Below are 16,878 nucleotides of genomic sequence, written 5' to 3'. Positions count from 1 at the left end.
CACCTGGCGTGGTGCGTCGACCCCGCCTTCTGGGAACATCCCCTTCTGGGATCACCGGAAAAGTCCGACCGGTCGCGTTCCGGCGTCCCCGACAGGTTCCACCTGGAACGTCCAGCGTCACCGGACGCACCAGGCGGGCCACCACCGAGCGCCGCACGGGCGCCCCCGCACGAGGAGGTATCCAGGACGCGGTGCTGACGCCCCTGACCACGGACGACCCGCAGCGGATCGGTCCGTACCGGCTGGCCAACCGCATCGGCGCGGGCGGCATGGGCATCGTCTACCTCGGCTTCTCCGACGACGGCAAGCCGGCCGCGATCAAGGTTCCCTCAGCGGGGCTGGTGGACGACCCCGAGTTCCGCGCCCGCTTCCGCCAGGAGGTGGACGCCGCCCGCCGGGTGCGCGGCAACGCCGTAGCCGCCGTCATCGACGCCGACCTCACCGGAACGCGCCCGTGGATGGCCACCGAGTACGTCGAGGGCCGCAACCTCACCGACGCGGTCGCGACCCGGGGCCCGTTCGACGAGCGCCTGCTCACCGGGCTCGCCGTCGGTCTGGCCGACGCCCTGGTCGCCATCCACGCCGCCGGGGTGGTGCACCGTGATCTCAAACCGTCCAACATCCTGCTGGCCTGGGACGGGCCCCGCGTCATCGACTTCGGCATCGCCCGGGCCGAGAACAACACCTCGCACACCCGGGCCGGCAGCCTCATCGGCACCCTGACCTGGATGGCGCCCGAGCAGCTGCGCGGCGACCGGGCCGGGCCGGCCGCCGACGTCTTCGCATGGGGGGCGTGCGTCGCGTTCGCGGCGGCCGGGCAGCCGGCGTTCCGCGGCGACCGGGCCGAGGCCGTCGGCCTGCAGATCCTCACCGGCGAGCCGGTGCTGGAACGCCTGCCACCGACCATCGAGCCGCACGTGCGCGCCGCGCTGCGCAAGGAGCCGGCCGCGCGGCCCAGCGCCGCCGAGATCCTCGGCGGGCTGCTCGGTCGGCCGGTCAGCGGCCCGGCCGACTCGGACGCGGCGACCGGGCTCCTGATGAGCCGGTGGTGGAACCTGCCGCCGACCCCGCCCGAGGGCGCCACGCCGCTGCGCGGGCACCCGCCGGCGGGCAGTCATCCCCGGGACGCCGATCCACACGGTGCCGGTCCACGGGGCGGCCCACCTCCCAGCGACTCCTACCGGGGCGCCCGTCCCCACGACGGGTACCCGGGCGGAGCGCAGCTCCAGCCCGGCCACCGGCCGAACCCCGGCCCGCCGGACGCCGGCTACCGCGGTCCGGACTCCGGCCCGCGCGGCTGGGCCGACTCCGGCCAGTCGGGCGGTGGCTGGCCCGGCTTCGGCGGGCCGGGCACGGGACCGCCCGGAGCAGGACGTCCGGACGGCGGCGGACGGCCCGATCACGGCCGTCGCGGGATGCCCGTGGCCGTGCTCGCCGCCCTGGCGGTGCTGCTCGTCGTCGGTGGCGTCACCGCGGGAGCCCTGCTGCTGTCGGGCAGCGATGGGGACGGCGGCCAGGCCGGCCCGTCCACGGGGCCGGACGTGACCTCCACCCTGAGCGGCCCGACCACCGCCCCCAACGGCGGGCCCACCACCTCGGCCGGGCCGACCGGGCCGGTCACGAACCCGACGAGCCCCGGCTCGGGCGCCACCACAGCGCCACCGACCACACCCGGGAGCGGGCCGACATCCACCTCGACGCCACGGCGGGTGATGAGCGCCGACGAGGCGGCCGGGGTCGTCCGCGAGCATGGCTACACCCCCGACATGGGCTCCTACGACCCGGACCGGATGCTCAACCTCGTCCGCGGCACCAGGCAGGGGGATGACGGCCGGCAGCGCCAGACGGCGTTCGTCTTCGCCGACGGCGAGTACCAGGGCACCGACACCAAAGCGCCGAGCAACGCCATCACGGTGGAGGTCAGGACGAACACCGACGCGACGGTGACCTACCAGACCTACGTCGCGAACGGAACGACACCCACGGGGACGACGTCGGTGCGTTTCCGCTGGAACGGCACGGATTTCGTGGCCCTCGACCCCATCCCGTCCGATGATCCGACGGTGGACGACCACCGCTGACGTGGCCATCGAGAACCGGCGACCCACCCCCCAACCGGGCGAGTGTGACGGGCACAACGGACGCACCCGGACGGGCCTACCGCGATTCGGGCACGGGAGTTGGCATTGTGGGACGCCCGACACAGTCGGGCGAAAGCAGCGCGCTCATGACATCACGGACAGGGGGCGGACGACGCCCACGGCAGGATCGACGCAGCGGCCCGGCCGGGCCGGTAACGAGGGGGCACGGTGCTGACACCGCTGGCGGCGGGTGACCCCCGGCGCATCGGCCCGTTCGAGATCCACAACAGGATCGGCGCCGGCGGGATGGGCTCGGTGTACCTCGGGTTCACCGCCGAGGGCCGCGCCGCGGCCGTCAAGGTGCCCGCCGAGGGCCTCGCCGGCGACCCCGAGTTCCGCGCCCGGTTCCGGCGCGAGGTCGAGGCCGCCCGCCGGGTCCGCGGCCGCGCCGTCGCCGCGGTCGTCGACGCCGACCCCGACGCGACCTCGCCCTGGATGGCCGTCGAGTACGTCGAGGGCACCAGCCTCGCCGACGCGGTGATCCGGCACGGCCCGCTCGAGCAGCGGCTGCTGCACGGCTTCGGGGTGGGCCTCGCCGACGCCCTCGTCGCCATCCACGCGGTCGGCGTGGTGCACCGCGATCTCAAGCCGTCCAACATCCTGCTCGCCTGGGACGGGCCGAAGGTGATCGACTTCGGCATCGCCCGGGCCAGCGGCACCCCGACCCACACCCGCACCGGCATCCTCGTCGGCACCCCCGCCTGGATGGCGCCCGAGCAGCTGCGCGGCGAGCGCGCGACCCCGGCGGCCGACGTGTTCGCCTGGGGTGCCTGCGTCACCTACGCGGCGACCGGGCACCCGCCCTTCGGCGGCGCCGAGCCGGCCGACGTGCTGACCGTGCTGCGCCGCGACGAGCAGCCCGACCTCGACGGCGTCCCGCCGGACCTGCTGGCCGCCGTGCGGGCGGCGCTGGCCCGCCGGCCCGAGGCCCGCCCGAGCGCGGCGGAGCTGGTCCGGACGCTGGTCACCGAACCCGGCTCGCGCGGCGGCTCCCCTGATCCCGCCCGGGCGGCGGCGAACGCGCTCACCCCGTGGCAGTGGGAACCGCCCGCGTCACTCGCGCACCACCCCGCCCACTCCGGCCGGGATGAGCGACCGGCCGCCGAGCGGGCCGAGCGACCGGACCGGGCCGAGCGACCGGACCGGGACGAGCGACCGGACCGGGACGAACGGGCGACGCAGACGGCGCGCGGGGAGCGGGGCGAGCGCGGAGAACGTGCCGGACGGATCGCGGCCGCGGCCGGCGCGGTGGCCGGCGCCGCCGACCCGGGCGGGCCCGCCGCCGGCATCCGGCGGACGGCGACGCGCGGGCCCGGGGGGCCGGCCGGCGGCCAGGGGGACGGCCCGGCGAAGTTCCGCGCCGTCGACCGGCCCACCCAGCCACTGGCGACCCGCGCGGACCCCGGTTCCTGGGAGGAGCCCCCGGGTGGGGACTCCTCCCTCGGCACCGTGCCCGTGCCGCGGTTGTCGGCGCTGGCCGACAACCGGAACGAGACCACCGACCCGTCGATCCGGCCGCGCCGGACCGCCACCGTGGCCTCGGTGTCGGCGTTCAACGCGGCGGAGGTGACAGGGCCGTTGCTGACCGCCCAGGCCCCCGCCGCCACCGGGGCCGGAGGGACCGGTACCAGTACCGGTAGCGCCGCCGGCGGCGCCGGTACCCGGGCCGGTGCCGGCGACCAGCCGACCGGCCGCGACCGCGAGCCGGACCACCCAGGTGGCGCCAGGGCGGAGCCGGGGGCCTGGCCGCCCGACCCGCGGGCGTGGCTGAGCCTGCTGGCGGCATCCGGCCGGCGGGACCGTGCCGCCATGGTCGCGGCCGTCGTCGCCTTCGGGCTCGTCGTCGGCGTGGTCGTCCTGCTCACCGCGTCGGACGCCTCCCGGGCGGAGAGCGGCCCGAGCCGCCCGTCCCCGGGCCCGTCGCAGCGGGGCGTCACCGCCACCACCCCGCCCGCCACCACCTCCCGGCCCACCGTGGTCGCGCCGACCACCGTCGCGCGTACCGGCCGTGCCGAGCCGGGGCAGGGCAGCGCGCCGCCGACCCAGGCCGGCATCCCGGCCGGCCCGGAGCCGACGGCGGGCGTCCAGACCGACCCGTCGGCGCAGGCGACACCGACGCACGCCGTCTCCCCCACCGGCGACGCCTCCGCCCCGCCGACGCCCGACCCGTCGCTCTCGGCGACACCGTGCGCCGCCGGAGCCCGGCCGGAGGGTGTTGTCGCCACCGCCACGCCCGAGCCCTGCTGACAGGACGCCCCGCCGACGCCGACGCCCCGGCCCGCCCGCTGGCGGCGCCCCGACGCAGCCCCGATCATGTGATCGGGAGCACATCGAGACGGTGTCACGGTGCGCCCCGGGACGTCGTCGTCGAGGTGGAACCATCCCACGGCACGCACGATGACGAGGAGGTCACCATGCAGCGCATGGACATGGCGAGCGTCGTACCGAACGCCTACAAGGCGGTGATGGGCCTGGAGAAGTACGTCCGGTCGACCGTCGACGGGACCGTGCTGGAACTGGTGAAGCTGCGCGCGTCGATCCTTAACGGCTGCGCGTTCTGCGTGGACATGCACAGCCGCGACGCGCTCGCCGCCGGCGAGTCGAGCCGGCGGCTGTTCGCGGTCGCCGCCTGGCACGAGTCGCCCTTCTTCAGCGAGAAGGAGCGGGCGGCGCTCGCACTGACCGACGCCGTCACCCGGCTCGGCCAGGACGGCGTCCCCGACGACGTGTGGAACGGCGCGACGAAGGTCTGGAGCGAGGAGGAGGCGGCGAACCTGGTGGTCGCCATCGCGACGATCAACGTCTGGAACCGCGTCGCGATCTCGACCCGCACCCAGCCTCCCGCGACGGTCTGACCGTCCGCGGCCTCGCCGGCCGCGGTCGGGCCGGCCGCGGACGGCGAGGCGGATCGCGAGAACGGTGAACCGTGGCGGCCTGAGCGAGTCCATAGTGACACTCAGCCGCCGCGCATCGCCCCGGACTGCGTCGGGGCATCCGGGGGCGTCGGGATGGCTGGCCGGGGGAGGGTGTCGTGACGTCCAGGGGCCAGACATTCGCGGGGGGGCCGGCTGGCGCGGCGTCCGCGGCGGGGCGGATCGCGGGGGCGCTGACGGCGTACGCGTGCGGCGACGCCTTCGGGCTCCCGTGGGAGGGGAGCGCACCGCGGGACGTCGACCTCCGGCGGGCCGCGGACATCCCGGCCCGCGGGCGGTGGGAGCGCGGCAGCACCTCCGACGACACCGCGCTGACTCTGCTCGTCGCGGAGCACCTGACCACCCACGGCGGCGCGGGTGATCCGGCCGCGCTGATGGGGACGCTGGCCGACCGGGCGGCGTCGATCTACGGGCTGGGCCCGAGCACGATCGCCGCGATCGACCATTTCCGCGCACACGGGAGGCCACCGGCGCGGGGCGGCCGTACCAACGGCGCCCTCATGCGGGCGCTGCCGATCGGCTGGGCGACCGCGCCGGAGGCGACGGAACGGCGCCGTCAGTGGGTGCGCGCGCTGTCGACGATCACCCACCCCGACCCGGTCGCGCAGGCCGCGGCGGCCGTCGCCGCCGCCTGCGCATCCTGGGCGGTCGAGGGCGTGGACGGGCCGATGCTGCTGGCCGTGGCGGCGGCGGAGGCCGACGCGCTGGCCGGGATCGCCTCGCCGGCAGCGTCCGACGCAGTGGCAGGAACCGACGCGCTGGCCGGGCCCGCCGCGCTGGCAGGGGTCGACGCGGTTCAGTCGCTTTCCGCTCTGGTGAGGGCGATCGAGCGGGGACGGTGGGCACCACCGCCGGCCGGGGTCAGCCTCGACCCGGTGGAGACCCTCGGCGCCGTGTTGCACTGCGTGGCGACGCGGCCGACGCTCGGCGCGGCGCTGACGGCCGCGATCGGTCTCGGCGGGGACACCGACACGGTCGCCGCCCTCACCGGCGGAATCCTGGGGGGCCGCCACACGCCCGAGGAGATCCGCGCGGAACTCCCCTGGAGCTCACGTGCCCTGCTCCCGCCCCGGGGCACGATCGACGTCCTCGCGGACGGCCTGGCCACACTGCGCGAGCCGGGCCCGGCGGGCTGACGCGAAGCGCGTCTCCCCCGCCGAGCCCGGCCTTGCACTGGGCTGTCTCAGGTTTTCAAGATTGTTTTTGCCTGAGGCGGAACGTCAACATTGTTGACTATCTTGATGGGTCAGAAGCCCGACCCGCGTGAGTAGAGCAGCAGGTTCGGCGAGCCGGCGCCGATGTTGGTCAGCGCGCCGCGGGTCGCGGTGTCCACGATCGCGTCGCGCACCTTGTTGGGCCCGGCGCCGGGATGCTGCTGCAGGTAGAGCGCCGCCACACCGGTGACGTGCGGGGTCGCCATCGACGTCCCGCTGATGGTGTTGGTGGCGGTGTCGGAGGTGTTCCAGTCCGAGGTGATCCCGGTCCCCGGAGCGAAGACGTCCACGCAGGAGCCGAAGTTGGAGTACGTGGTGTCCCGGCTGTCGGCGGTCGTCGTCGCCCCGACGGTGATCGCCCGGGGCACCCGCGCGGGCGAGATGGCGCAGGCGTCGTCGTTGCTGTTTCCCGCGGCCACCGAGTACACCAGGCCGGAGGCGATCGACTGCCGCACCGCCTGGTCGAACGCCCGCGACGCGCCGCCGGTCAGGCTCATGTTCACCACGGCGGGGCCACTGCCGTGATGGGCGGTGACCCATTCGACGCCGGCTATGACGCCGCTGACGGTGCCGAACGCGGCGCAGTCCAGAACACGCACCGAGACGAGCCGCACCGACTTGGCGACGCCGTGCGCCGTTCCCCCGGTCGTTCCGGCGACGTGCGTGCCGTGGCCGTTGCAGTCCTCGGTTCCGTAACCGTCATCGATGACGGAGAAACCGCCGGAGGCGCGGCCACCGAAGTCCCGGTGGCTGGTGCGGATACCGGTGTCGACAATGTAGGCGGTGACCCTGGCGCCGGTCGAGGCGTACGTGTACGCCCGGTTCAGTGGGAGCTTGCGCTGGTCGATGCGGTCCAGGCCCCAGTCTGCCGTTCGCTGCTCGGTATCGGCCCGCACCACCTGGTCGGGTTCCACGTAGGCGACCTCGGGATCCGCCCGGACGGCGGCAAGCTGAGCCGGGTCGAGCTGCGCGGAGTACCCGTTCAGCGTGTACTGGAACTCGCGGGTCACCTGGGCACCGAGATCCCGGGCCCGGGTCGCGGCCGCCGCGGAGGCGGCCGCCGAGGGCGCGGATTTCAGCACCACGATGTAACGGCCGGTGAGGTCGGGCGGCGCCGCGGACGCGGCACCCGGAGCAGTTAACTGAATCATCGCCACTGCGCCGATGAATCCGCAGGTAGCCGCGGCCCGGCGTAGATGTCTCTTCACTGCTGCGTACTTCTCCTAACCCGGCCGGAGGATATCCGGCCTCGTCGCGCATGATTCCGTTTGATGGTTGGAAGCCGAACTTCGGTTCGCTTTCGCTGACTTCCTCGGGCTGGCAGGGCTAACCGAGTCCGAGGCTCCGCGCGACCTTCAGCTGGATCTCGTTGGTGCGCCTGATGCGCTCCAGCGGCTCCCGATTCGCGGCGACCTCGGGGCGCTGGATCTCCGACTCGACGGCGAACCAGACGCCGACCAGATTGGTCTGCCGCTTACAGGCGATGTCCGTGGTCGCGACGGTGATCTCCGCCGCCGACACCGGCCCGCTGCGGAAACGCGGGTCGCCGGCGGCCGCCAGCGGCGTCGGGTAGTCGAAATGATGGCCGTGCATGCACCCCGACCAGGCCCGCAGCGCCGCGCGTACCCGGGGGTCACGTCCGGAGTCGACATAGCTGTCCTGGGCGAGCCGCTGGGCGAGGTACATGTCCTCGACCGGCGGTGCGCCCGCGGTCAACCGGCGCTGCGCCTCACCGGAGCAGCCGCCGTCCGGCACGGCCTGGCCCGCGACCGTCCCGCCGCCGGTCCCGGTGAGCACCTCCAGCGTCCGGGGATCGACCGGTCCCGCCGATCCCGCCGGTCCCCCGGGCTTCGACGGGCCGGACTCGGGATCGGCACCGGAGTCGGGACCGGGCTCCGACACCCGGAATCCGGTCGCCCTGGCCTGTTCCAGGTCGGTGATGCCGTAACGGCGCTCGTTCAGCGTGGCCGGTCCGTCCACCGCGCCGGACCGCTGCGGGCTGGGCAGCCCGAACCGGTGCATGCACTCGGCGAGCAGGATCCGGTAGGACCGCGCGACCGCTTCGGACTCTTGCGGCCCGAGCAGGTAGCGGTCGAGCGGAAGGTGCAGCGCGGCGCCGTCGAGCAGCGCCGGCGGGCTTGTCGCCGACACCGTGGCCGCCGGCTGCGGTGGCGCGGCACCGCAGCCGGCGCCGAGCGCCGCCGGCACCAGCGCGGATGCCAGCAGGCAGCGCGCGGCGCGCCGCGGCCACCGGGCATCGAGCCACCCGCGGGGAGCAGGGCACCGGTGGCGGCCCGCCCTGGGGGGCATCGAGTCTCCTCTCGTTCCACCACCGGACTCCGGCCGACGGACCCGGAGCCGGTCCCCGTCACCGGTGACGGGGACCGGCTCCGCACAGCGTCCCGTCGGCGGGAGCGGTGAAATCAGGACGGATCAGCCGTTGGTCCGGCTCAGATCCACTGGAACGACTCGACGTTGTTGCGGAACGTGCTGGTGAAGTTTCCCCCGCTGTTCGGGGCAATGGTTCCGTTGGTACCGGTGTAGTTCACGCCGGTGTAGACCCGGGCGGTCAGGTGGCGGTCGTAGTTCCAGACGGACTCCGAGTTGTTGCCCACATAGGCGCCCTGGCCGGCACCGGGCGAGTTGAACTTGTTGTTGTTGAGGTTGCTGTCCGCGAAGAAGAAGTCCGCGTGGCTGCCCGAGTAGTTCTGGTAGTACCACAGGCAGAGGTCGCCGTCGCCGTTGCTGTACAGGTTGCAGGCGCCGTCCAGGTGCGCGGCACCGACACCCCCGGTGCTGTTACGGGTGGCCTTGGTCGAGGCCGCCCCGACGCTCGAGACGCTCGCCGGCGCGGGCGCGTCGACCTTCGGGCTGGTGACGGGGCCGGTGGCCGCGCCGGCCGGCTGCCCGACCGCGACCATTCCGGCCATGAAGGCCCCGCCGAACGCGATGGCCATGCCGCGACGAATGGCTGTTCTGTTCATGAAGAAGCTCCTTGCGTAGTTGGGTCGGTTCGTGCGTGCCGCTCCCGCGACGGCATCTGGATCACTCTCCGGAAAGTTGATCGAAATCGTTCACGCATCATGTGGCCGGGTGTCCCTCCGACCTGACCGCGAGATCGACAACGACTCGAATCGCCACCTGACGGACACATTTCGCGCCTGCCGCCGGATCACGTTTCGACCGTAAACCACCGCCCGGATAAGTAGAACCCGTATGCGCGACGAAAATATGAGGGCGAGGCGGTCGGTGTCCAGGACGCCCACCTGGCGCGTGTCGACGGCAATGGCCGGCGGAATGTCACCGTCGCACACGTGTCGCACACGTCCGGCCGAAACAGAAGGAAAGTCCGGATACGTTTGGCGATTCGGGGCGACGTGCCCGGGTTACGGCACGCATTCGAGGCCCCGGCCGCGGCGGAGAAACGCCTCGACGCCCGGCGCCACGCGGCGACCTGTCGTGGCCGCGACACCAGCCGCCGCGTGGCTCCCAGTGTTCTCGCCGACGGCGGCCCACCCCGCCGGCCATCGCAACGGGGCGATCGCCGCACCCGGGCCCGCCGGCCGCACGCGCGGCCCGCCGCCGACCGTGGAACCCGGCCCGCCACCGCGGTGCGGTGGCGACCACCGAAGGCGCCCAGCCCGCCGCTCCGGTGCGGCGACGGCCACCCAGGCGCCGCGGCACCGAGAGCCGGAGAGACCAAGAGGGGCCACAAGGGTAGGAAAGGGACGAAAGACATGACCCGAAGGTGCCGGTCGCGAACCTGACACCGCTGGCGGTTCGAACAGTGGCATCGCTACCGACCGGTAGATCAACCGGCGTCGCACCCGGCCCGTCGGGCACCGCCGCACGGGCACCCCCGGACCACGTGCGCCACCGGGGATGTCCGCTCCCCGCAGCCGGTCCGGGACGCCCCGTGACCCGCCGACCGCCGACCGCGGACACCACCCCGAAAACGACGGGGCCACAATTCCGGCCGGCGCCGCCGATGTGCCACACGGCGCGCGATGTTGTCGCCGCAACGGTCACGGCGTTACCCAACTCCCGGTCGTTGACAACCCGACGACCGTTTTCCTACGGTCGCCCTGCGTCCGGACAGATGGCCTTGGAGAAGCCGGCGACCGGCGCCGTTAATTGCAGACGGGATGGGGAGGGGGACATACCCGAACGTCTGAGGAGACGAATCGACAATGCTGTCAACAGTGAAGAAAAACCGGCGGGCGAAACCAGCGGCCAGAAACAGGGCCGTGCTGCCCGCGCGAGCCGCGCTCGTTGTCGCGGCCGCCGCGGTGGGGCTGTCCGCCTGCCTTCCGGCCCAGGGCTCGGGCGGCGGCGCCGGCCCGGTACCGAGCGCGACCGCCTCGGTCACCGCCGCGCCGACGAGCACGGTTCCGCCCAGCACCGCCCCGACCAGCACCGCTCCCGCCGGCACGCCCGGCCCGAGCACGCCGCCCACCGCGGGTGCCACTCCCACCGCCGGGGCGACGCCGGGCACCAGCCCGGCGCCCGGCGGAGGCGGCGGGACTCCCGCCGCGGCCGCACTGAGCGGTACCGGCTACGCCGACCACGATGAATGGGCCTCGTGGCGCGGCTGGCCGGTCCAGATCTCCGAGACCTGGAACGACGCCAAGGACCCGGCGACCGGCGTCACGACCTGGGGGTCGATGAACGGTCTCTACACGGTCAAGCAGTATTTCACCGACGCCGCCTGGCCGGGTGAGCTCAGCCTCGCCCAGCCGATGTTCGCCGGCGACCAGAACGTGAAGGACTGCGCGACCGAGGACCAGATCTCGACGCTCATGAACAAGCTCGTCGAGTACTGGCCGTCCAAGAACGCCTTCATCAGGCTCGGCTGGGAGTTCAACGGAAACTGGTACCACTGGAGTGTGCAGCCGGGCGACGCCGAGGCGTTCAAGGCCTGCTGGATCCGCTGGCACGACGTGGTGAAGTCCATCTCGCCGGACTTCAAGCTGGTGTGGAACCCCAACGCCGAGAGCTCCAACCAGGACGTCGACGTCACCGAGTTCTGGCCGGGCGCGCAGTACGTCGACGCCGCGGGGCCGGACTTCTACGCGATCAGTGACAACGGCCAGCTGCGCGACCCGGACAAGCGCGGGCCGCACGGCGAACCGCTGGGCATCGGCGCCTGGGCGGCCTGGGTCGCCGAGAAGGGCGTCCCGCTGGCAGTGCCCGAGTGGGGCGTCAACGACCAGGACTGGGGCTCGACCGACCCGGCGTTCATCACGCAGATGCGCACGGTGTTCACCAACGCCGCCGCGTCGCCGACCGGGCTGGCCTACGAGTCCTACTTCGACGGCTCGAAGGCCTACAGCTGCAAGTTCACCCTGCACGACAAGGAATGCGGCTACGACTACCACCAGGCGGCCGCACAGCGCTACAAGGAACTCTGGACGGGGCCGTACACGAGGTCCTGATCCGGGTACGCCGGGGCGGTGGCATCCCACCGTCCCGGCGTCCGGCGGCCGCCCGTTCGCGCCACGGCCCGCGGTCACCCGATTCCGGTGCCCGCCTCGTCCACGGCTGTGCTCGGCGCGGGCAGAACGGCCACCTGGGTCCGGTGCAGGGTCGGGGTCTCGGACTGATCCGCCACGGCCCGCGCCAGCTGGCCGTACCCGAGCACCCCTTCGAACACGCGGTGGTCGACGGGCGGTTCGACGAGCGCGTAGCCCGCCGTGTCATCGACGCCATCGGCCCGCAGCCCCGCGGGTGGGGTGACGACCAACCAGTCGTGCGCCGACGCGAGGCGGCGTAGCGCGGGCAGCTCGCGGGCGTGGGCCCGTGCGAACGGCAGAAGCCGTGGCGGGAAGACCGCCGGGTCGTCCATGACCGTGCTCCCGTCGGCCATGGTCAGCGTGGCGAACAGCCCGACCGTGATCAGCCGGGTCGCCGGCGACCCCCGCGCGGCGCCGACGACCCCGGCCACGACATGTTCGTAAAATGCCTCGTCAAAATCGTCGAACGAAGGCGGCGGCGCCGAAAAGGGCGTCACGGCGACTATGACGACATCGGCCTCGCGCAGAATCTCGACGAGGTCGGCGCCGCGGGTGGCATCCGCCTCTGCCACGTCGACCCCGAGGTCTCCGAGTGAGGAGTGTCGACGGATGTCCCGCACCACCCCGGTCACTCGATGTCCCCGGATGACGAGCTCCCGGCTGACGGCTCGTCCGGCTCGGCCACCGGCACCGAGCACGGCAGCGCGCAGTTGAGCAGGTGGCCGGGGTCCCGTCCCGGCGGGCTGTGTTCCTGTCATGGTGGAGAAACTAGGGGACGATGGGCCGGTTACCGCAACGTGACCGGCTACCCTTGGCCGAATGGAGAACGCGGCCGAAGCCCCGACGTTCGATCCGGCCTGCCCGATGAGCGCATTCCCGGTGCGGATCGGCGACAAGTGGACCGCGATGGTCGTCCTGTGTCTCGAGGCGCGGCCGCGGCGGTTCACCGAGCTCAGGCAGATCCTCGGCTCGGTGAGCGCGAAGGTCCTGACCGAAACCCTCCGCGCGATGGAACGCGACGGCCTGGTGAGCAGAAACGCCTTCGACGAGAACCCGCCCCGGGTCGAGTACCGGCTGACCGCCCTCGGCCGGTCGCTGCTGCAACTGGTCGACGCGGCCCGGAGCTGGGCCCGGGACAACCTCGACGACCTCCTGGCCGCCCGCCGGCACCACGACGACCTGCTTCTCCGCGGTCACGGCACCGTCTCGCACCCAGGCTCCGTCAGTTCTTCCTAGAGGCTTCCCTTCCTAGAATCTTCCCGGGGTGGCGAAGGTCCGAACGGCTTCGGCTCGGTCGTCGACTCTGGACCGGTTGATCGCGTTCTCGACGGACCGCTGCCCGCCGGCGATCCACACCGGGCCGTTCGCGAGATTGTCCAGGGCCTCCTGCGCGGCCTCGTCGGCGGGCTGAGCGGCGTCCAGTGGGTACCCCAGCCGGGCCATCGCGGGAGTGGCCGTGAAGCCGACGCAGAAGTGGAGCACATCGACTCCGTACTTCTCGCACTCAATCCACAGCGCCTCGCTGAAGATGCGACTGAAGGCCTTCGAGCCGCAGTAGGCGGCGAGCGACGGCGCGCCCATGTAACCGGCGCTCGATCCGGACAGGATGATTCCCCCGCGCTTCCGCCCGCGCATGAGGCCGCCGTAGTGCCGGGCGAACTCGGTCTGGCCGAGGACGTTGACGGCGATGACCGCCCGGTAGACCTCCGGATCCAGCTCGACGAGGTCCCCGCGGACGCTGTTGGCCCCGGCGTTGTAGATGAGCAGGCCGATCTCGATGTCGTCGGTCACGGTCCGCGTCTGCTCGAGGGCGTCCGGCCGGCTCAGGTCGACGGATAAGACCCGTACCTCCGTACCGGCTTCACGCAGGTCGTCGGCGAGGGCGTTCAGCGGGCCCGGCTTGCGCGCCGTGAGAACCAGATTGAATCCCTGGGCAGCGAGCTTGCGGGCATAGCCTTCGCCGATTCCCTCCGAGCCGCCGACCACCAGAGCCCAGGGTCCGTACTTCTCCAACAAGCTCATGATTCTCCTTCCGGATGGGCGCCGCTCACCAGCGGCGGAGCAGCACCCCGCCGCCCGGCGAGGCGCCGACCCCGGAAGCGTAGAGGGCGACGTCGGCGCCGGCCACCTGGTTGACGGCCGTCCCGCGCAGTTGCCGGACGCCTTCGAGCAGGTGGGTGATGCCCTGCAGATAGACCTCGGCGAGATTCCCGCCGTGGGTGTTGACGGGAATGCTGCCCTCCCGCCGGATGGCGCCCCCTTCGACGAACGGGCCGCCCTCGCCGATACCGCAGAAGCCGAAATCCTCGAGGCTCATGATCACCGACGGCGTGAACCCGTCGTAGATCAGTGCGACGTCGACGTCCTCGGGGCCCAGACCCGCCCGCTGGTAGAGATCGCGGGCGGCTCGGCGGTGCCCGGTGCTGACGAAATCCTCGTCGACGGTGTTGAACGACGCGGTGGCCCACTTGTACTCGCCGGTCGCCGCGACCGCGCGGAGGCGCACGGGTGGCTGGCGCAGGTCCCGGGCACGCTCGGGCGTCGTGACGATCACGGCGGCGGCGCCGTCGGACTCCATGCAGCAGTCCAGCAGCCGCAGCGGGTCACAGATCAGCCGGGAGGCGTGGTGATCCTCGACGGTGATCTCCGTGCGGAAACGCGCGTCGGGGTTGTTCGCCGCGTTGCGCCGGGCGTTGATGGCGACCTGCGCGAACTGCTCGGTCGTCGTGCCGTGCAGCGTCATGTGCCGGCGGGCCTTCATCGCGTAGATCGCGGCCGGCAGCGCCATGCCGAACGGCGAGGTGTAGGACGCCGACAGCCCAATCGCCTGCCCCGGCTGCACACCGGCGGCCACCGACTGCCCCAGCCGCGCCTGCTGGATGATCGAGCGCACGACCACGACGTGGTCGGCCAGTCCGGTGGCGACCGCGGCGTAGGCGCCCGCCACCGCGCCGGGCAGCCCCGAGCCGCGACCGCCCCAGGTCATGCCGGCGTACCGCAGCTCCCGGGTGCCGAGCGCTACGGCCAGGTCGGCGGGCAGGGTCGGGTCGTCGCAGTAGCCGGCGAACCCGTCGATGTCCCTGACGTCGAGCCCGGCGTCGGCGCAGGCGTCGTGGACGGCGTCGAAGGCGATGCGGGTCAGGCCGAGCGCCGCCAGCGAGCCGCGGGTTCCGTACTGTGAGTGACCGATCCCGACGATGCACGCGGCGTCCCGGATGAACCCGCCGCTCATGCCAGCGTCCGGAAGCAGGGCAGGGCCAGGCCGTCGCCGAAGGTCACCGGCGCGAGCCCGACCCGCTGCCCGACCTGGAGGTCGTCCTGGGTCCAGGCGTCGACGACGTTGCTGAGGATCCGCACGGGATCTCCCTCGGTGCCGTCCAGCGTGACGACGGCGACGTTGTAGACGGCCGGTCGCGGCTCGGCCGCCCGCGTCCGGTCGGGCACCCAGATGTAGGAGTACACGGTGCCGGTGCCGGGCACCGTCGACCACTCCCACTCCGGTGAGCTGCAGCGGTAGCAGCCGTCGGTGGGCGGGTAGCGGTGCGCGCCGCAGGACGCACACCGCTGGACGTCGAGGCGCCCGGCCGCGGCCGCCCGCCACATCCCCTCGTTGACCGGGGCCACGACAGGGTCGGGCATGCCGGCCGGCCGGTTGACAGCTTCGGTCACCGTTTCCGCTCGCTCCCTTCTCATTCCGGACGGGTTGCACCCCGGACGGACTGCACCCCGGACGGACTGCATGCCAGACGGACTGTGTACCGGCCGGACTGCACCCCGGTCGGGTTTCGCGCCGGCCGGGTTTCGCGCCGGCCGGGATCAGTCCTCGATGCCGAGCAGGCGCGCGGCGTTACCGCGCATGATCATGCGCACCGAACGCTCGTCGAGGCCGTCCAGCTTGGCCGCGAACTCCACCGGCCACAGGACCCCCTCCGGGTGCGGGTAGTCGGACCCGAAGAGCACACGCTCCGGGCCGATCGCCCTGACCAGGCCGACCACGTCCTCCTCGTAGAACGGCGAGACGTAGAGGTGCTCCAGGAGGATCTCGCTCGGCCGGCCGACCACCTCACCGCCCGGCCAGTGCCCCTTACGGCCCATGTGCGCGGCGTGGTCGACGTCGTGCAGCAGCGGGACGACCCAGTTGACGCCACACTCGAGCGCGACGACGGTCAGCCGCGGGAACCGTCCGAACAGGTTGTTCAGGACGTAGGACGCGAGTGTGTCGGCGACCGGCCTGCCGGAGACGAGGTACCACTGGAACGGCGTCTGGCCCTGCAGGGGCGGCGTCGGCGACTCGCCGAACTGCACGCCGAGCGTGGCCAGGTAGCGCGGGTCGGTGCTGTGGAAGACGAGCTTGACGTCCGCCTCCTGCAACCGCGACCAGAACCCGTCGTACACGGGGTCGGCCGGGGATCGGCCCCACAGCGGACCGGGCTTCATGACGACGGCGCGGGCGCCGGCGGCGATGACCCGCTCGATCTCGGCGGTGGCCAGCTCGGCGTCCACCAGGGAGATCATCGGCGCGGTGATGATCCGGTCGTCCCGGTTGAAGCCCCACTCCTCGTCCAGCCAGCGGTTGTAGGCGCGGATGTTCGCGTAGAGCGCGGGGACGTCGTCGTGCAGCTCGTTCTCGGCCTGCAGCATCGCCGTGCCGAGCATCAGGCCCGCCTGGACGCCCTGCTCGTCCATCTTCGCTATGCGCGCGTCGCGCTGCATCATGTCGGGGTGGTCCCAGCCGCGGATGATCTCGCGGTGGACGAAGCCGTCCTTGCTGTCGGGGTCGTCCAGCATCTGGCGCAGCGATCCCGGCGCGCCGATGTAGTCGGTCTGGATCACCCGCATGAAACGGAACTGCCGGTCGCCGAAGTAGAGCTTGCCGCGGCCCCTGGCGTCGACCCGCACGTTGATGGCGCGGTCAGCGAAGGCCGGTTCGATCAGGCGGGTAAAACAGTCGTACGGCTCATAGTAGTGATTGTCGGCGTCGATCAGCGGGTAACCGAGATCCGGACGAGTTTCGGGTTGCTGGATACTCACGAGAAGGCTCCCCACTCAGTACGTCGCCCACCCACGCCTCGCGGCG

The 16,878-nt window shown here is 72.8% G+C and carries 14 protein-coding genes; 6 read left to right on the top strand and 8 right to left on the bottom strand.

All coding sequences use genetic code 11. From position 1 onward, the window contains the following. Window positions 1-191: 191 nt before the first annotated feature. From E0504_RS35265 to E0504_RS35250, 4 genes are all read left to right on the top strand, one after another. A complete protein-coding gene (locus E0504_RS35265; protein ID WP_112104985.1) occupies window positions 192-2,081 on the top strand; it encodes a protein kinase in 1,890 nt (629 codons plus the stop codon). A 228-nt stretch (window positions 2,082-2,309) separates the two neighbouring features. Beyond that, on the top strand, window positions 2,310-4,388 hold the full coding sequence (locus E0504_RS35260; protein WP_131626677.1) for a serine/threonine protein kinase: 2,079 nt from the start codon (window positions 2,310-2,312) through the stop codon (window positions 4,386-4,388). Window positions 4,389-4,555: 167 nt separating this feature from the next. Next, a complete protein-coding gene (locus tag E0504_RS35255) occupies window positions 4,556-4,996 on the top strand; it encodes a carboxymuconolactone decarboxylase family protein (protein WP_112104558.1) in 441 nt (146 codons plus the stop codon). 176 nt (window positions 4,997-5,172) lie between these two features. Continuing rightward, window positions 5,173-6,210 (top strand): ADP-ribosylglycohydrolase family protein, encoded by a 1,038-nt coding sequence (locus E0504_RS35250; RefSeq protein ID WP_131626676.1) that lies wholly within the window; start codon window positions 5,173-5,175, stop codon window positions 6,208-6,210. 110 nt (window positions 6,211-6,320) lie between these two features. Here the strand turns inward: E0504_RS35250 and E0504_RS35245 are convergent, their stop codons facing one another. From E0504_RS35245 to E0504_RS35235, 3 genes are all read right to left on the bottom strand, one after another. After that, on the bottom strand, window positions 6,321-7,439 hold the full coding sequence (locus E0504_RS35245) for a S8 family peptidase (RefSeq protein WP_243657765.1): 1,119 nt from the start codon (window positions 7,437-7,439) through the stop codon (window positions 6,321-6,323). A gap of 175 nt (window positions 7,440-7,614) precedes the next feature. Next, on the bottom strand, window positions 7,615-8,598 hold the full coding sequence (locus E0504_RS35240) for a hypothetical protein (protein WP_131626674.1): 984 nt from the start codon (window positions 8,596-8,598) through the stop codon (window positions 7,615-7,617). Between the two features lie 140 nt (window positions 8,599-8,738). Continuing rightward, window positions 8,739-9,272, bottom strand: coding sequence for a peptidase inhibitor family I36 protein (locus E0504_RS35235; RefSeq protein ID WP_112105194.1), 534 nt, complete (start codon window positions 9,270-9,272; stop codon window positions 8,739-8,741). A gap of 1,263 nt (window positions 9,273-10,535) precedes the next feature. Between E0504_RS35235 and E0504_RS35230 the strand changes: the two genes are divergently transcribed. Next, window positions 10,536-11,723, top strand: coding sequence for a hypothetical protein (locus E0504_RS35230; RefSeq protein WP_112105193.1), 1,188 nt, complete (start codon window positions 10,536-10,538; stop codon window positions 11,721-11,723). Window positions 11,724-11,797: 74 nt separating this feature from the next. Here E0504_RS35230 and E0504_RS35225 read toward each other — a convergent pair whose 3' ends face one another. After that, window positions 11,798-12,559 carry an NAD(P)H-binding protein gene (locus E0504_RS35225; RefSeq protein WP_235013723.1) on the bottom strand — a complete coding sequence of 254 codons (762 nt, stop codon included), beginning with the start codon at window positions 12,557-12,559 and terminating at the stop codon, window positions 11,798-11,800. Between the two features lie 61 nt (window positions 12,560-12,620). On the opposite strand from E0504_RS35225, the gene E0504_RS35220 reads away from it, so the two are divergent. Further along, on the top strand, window positions 12,621-13,037 hold the full coding sequence (locus tag E0504_RS35220; protein WP_131626673.1) for a helix-turn-helix domain-containing protein: 417 nt from the start codon (window positions 12,621-12,623) through the stop codon (window positions 13,035-13,037). A gap of 12 nt (window positions 13,038-13,049) precedes the next feature. Here the strand turns inward: E0504_RS35220 and E0504_RS35215 are convergent, their stop codons facing one another. The 4 genes from E0504_RS35215 to E0504_RS35200 form a co-directional block, all read right to left on the bottom strand. After that, complete coding sequence (locus tag E0504_RS35215; RefSeq protein ID WP_131626672.1) at window positions 13,050-13,823, bottom strand: SDR family oxidoreductase; 774 nt, start codon at window positions 13,821-13,823, stop codon at window positions 13,050-13,052. A gap of 25 nt (window positions 13,824-13,848) precedes the next feature. Then, window positions 13,849-15,033, bottom strand: a complete 1,185-nt coding sequence (locus E0504_RS35210; protein WP_112105189.1) for a lipid-transfer protein — start codon at window positions 15,031-15,033, stop codon at window positions 13,849-13,851. After that, window positions 15,030-15,470, bottom strand: a complete 441-nt coding sequence (locus E0504_RS35205; RefSeq protein ID WP_235013722.1) for a Zn-ribbon domain-containing OB-fold protein — start codon at window positions 15,468-15,470, stop codon at window positions 15,030-15,032. The genes E0504_RS35210 and E0504_RS35205 overlap by 4 nt, the downstream gene beginning before the upstream one ends. Window positions 15,471-15,617: 147 nt before the next feature. Further along, complete coding sequence (locus E0504_RS35200) at window positions 15,618-16,832, bottom strand: amidohydrolase family protein (protein ID WP_112105188.1); 1,215 nt, start codon at window positions 16,830-16,832, stop codon at window positions 15,618-15,620. Window positions 16,833-16,878 lie beyond the last annotated feature (46 nt).

Source organism: Parafrankia sp. BMG5.11 (genome assembly GCF_004337455.1).
The sequence above is the reverse complement of the archived record's forward strand: the minus strand, read 5'-3'. Positions and strand labels throughout refer to the sequence as shown.

Coding starts and splice junctions, on each gene's coding strand:
- E0504_RS35255 (WP_112104558.1), top strand. CDS start 4,556: ATGCAGCGCATGGACATGGCGAGCGTCGTACCGAACGCCTACAAGGCG.
- E0504_RS35245 (WP_243657765.1), bottom strand. CDS start 7,439: ATGATTCAGTTAACTGCTCCGGGTGCCGCGTCCGCGGCGCCGCCCGAC.
- E0504_RS35240 (WP_131626674.1), bottom strand. CDS start 8,598: ATGCCCCCCAGGGCGGGCCGCCACCGGTGCCCTGCTCCCCGCGGGTGG.
- E0504_RS35235 (WP_112105194.1), bottom strand. CDS start 9,272: ATGAACAGAACAGCCATTCGTCGCGGCATGGCCATCGCGTTCGGCGGG.
- E0504_RS35225 (WP_235013723.1), bottom strand. CDS start 12,559: ATGACAGGAACACAGCCCGCCGGGACGGGACCCCGGCCACCTGCTCAA.
- E0504_RS35220 (WP_131626673.1), top strand. CDS start 12,621: ATGGAGAACGCGGCCGAAGCCCCGACGTTCGATCCGGCCTGCCCGATG.
- E0504_RS35215 (WP_131626672.1), bottom strand. CDS start 13,823: ATGAGCTTGTTGGAGAAGTACGGACCCTGGGCTCTGGTGGTCGGCGGC.
- E0504_RS35210 (WP_112105189.1), bottom strand. CDS start 15,033: ATGAGCGGCGGGTTCATCCGGGACGCCGCGTGCATCGTCGGGATCGGT.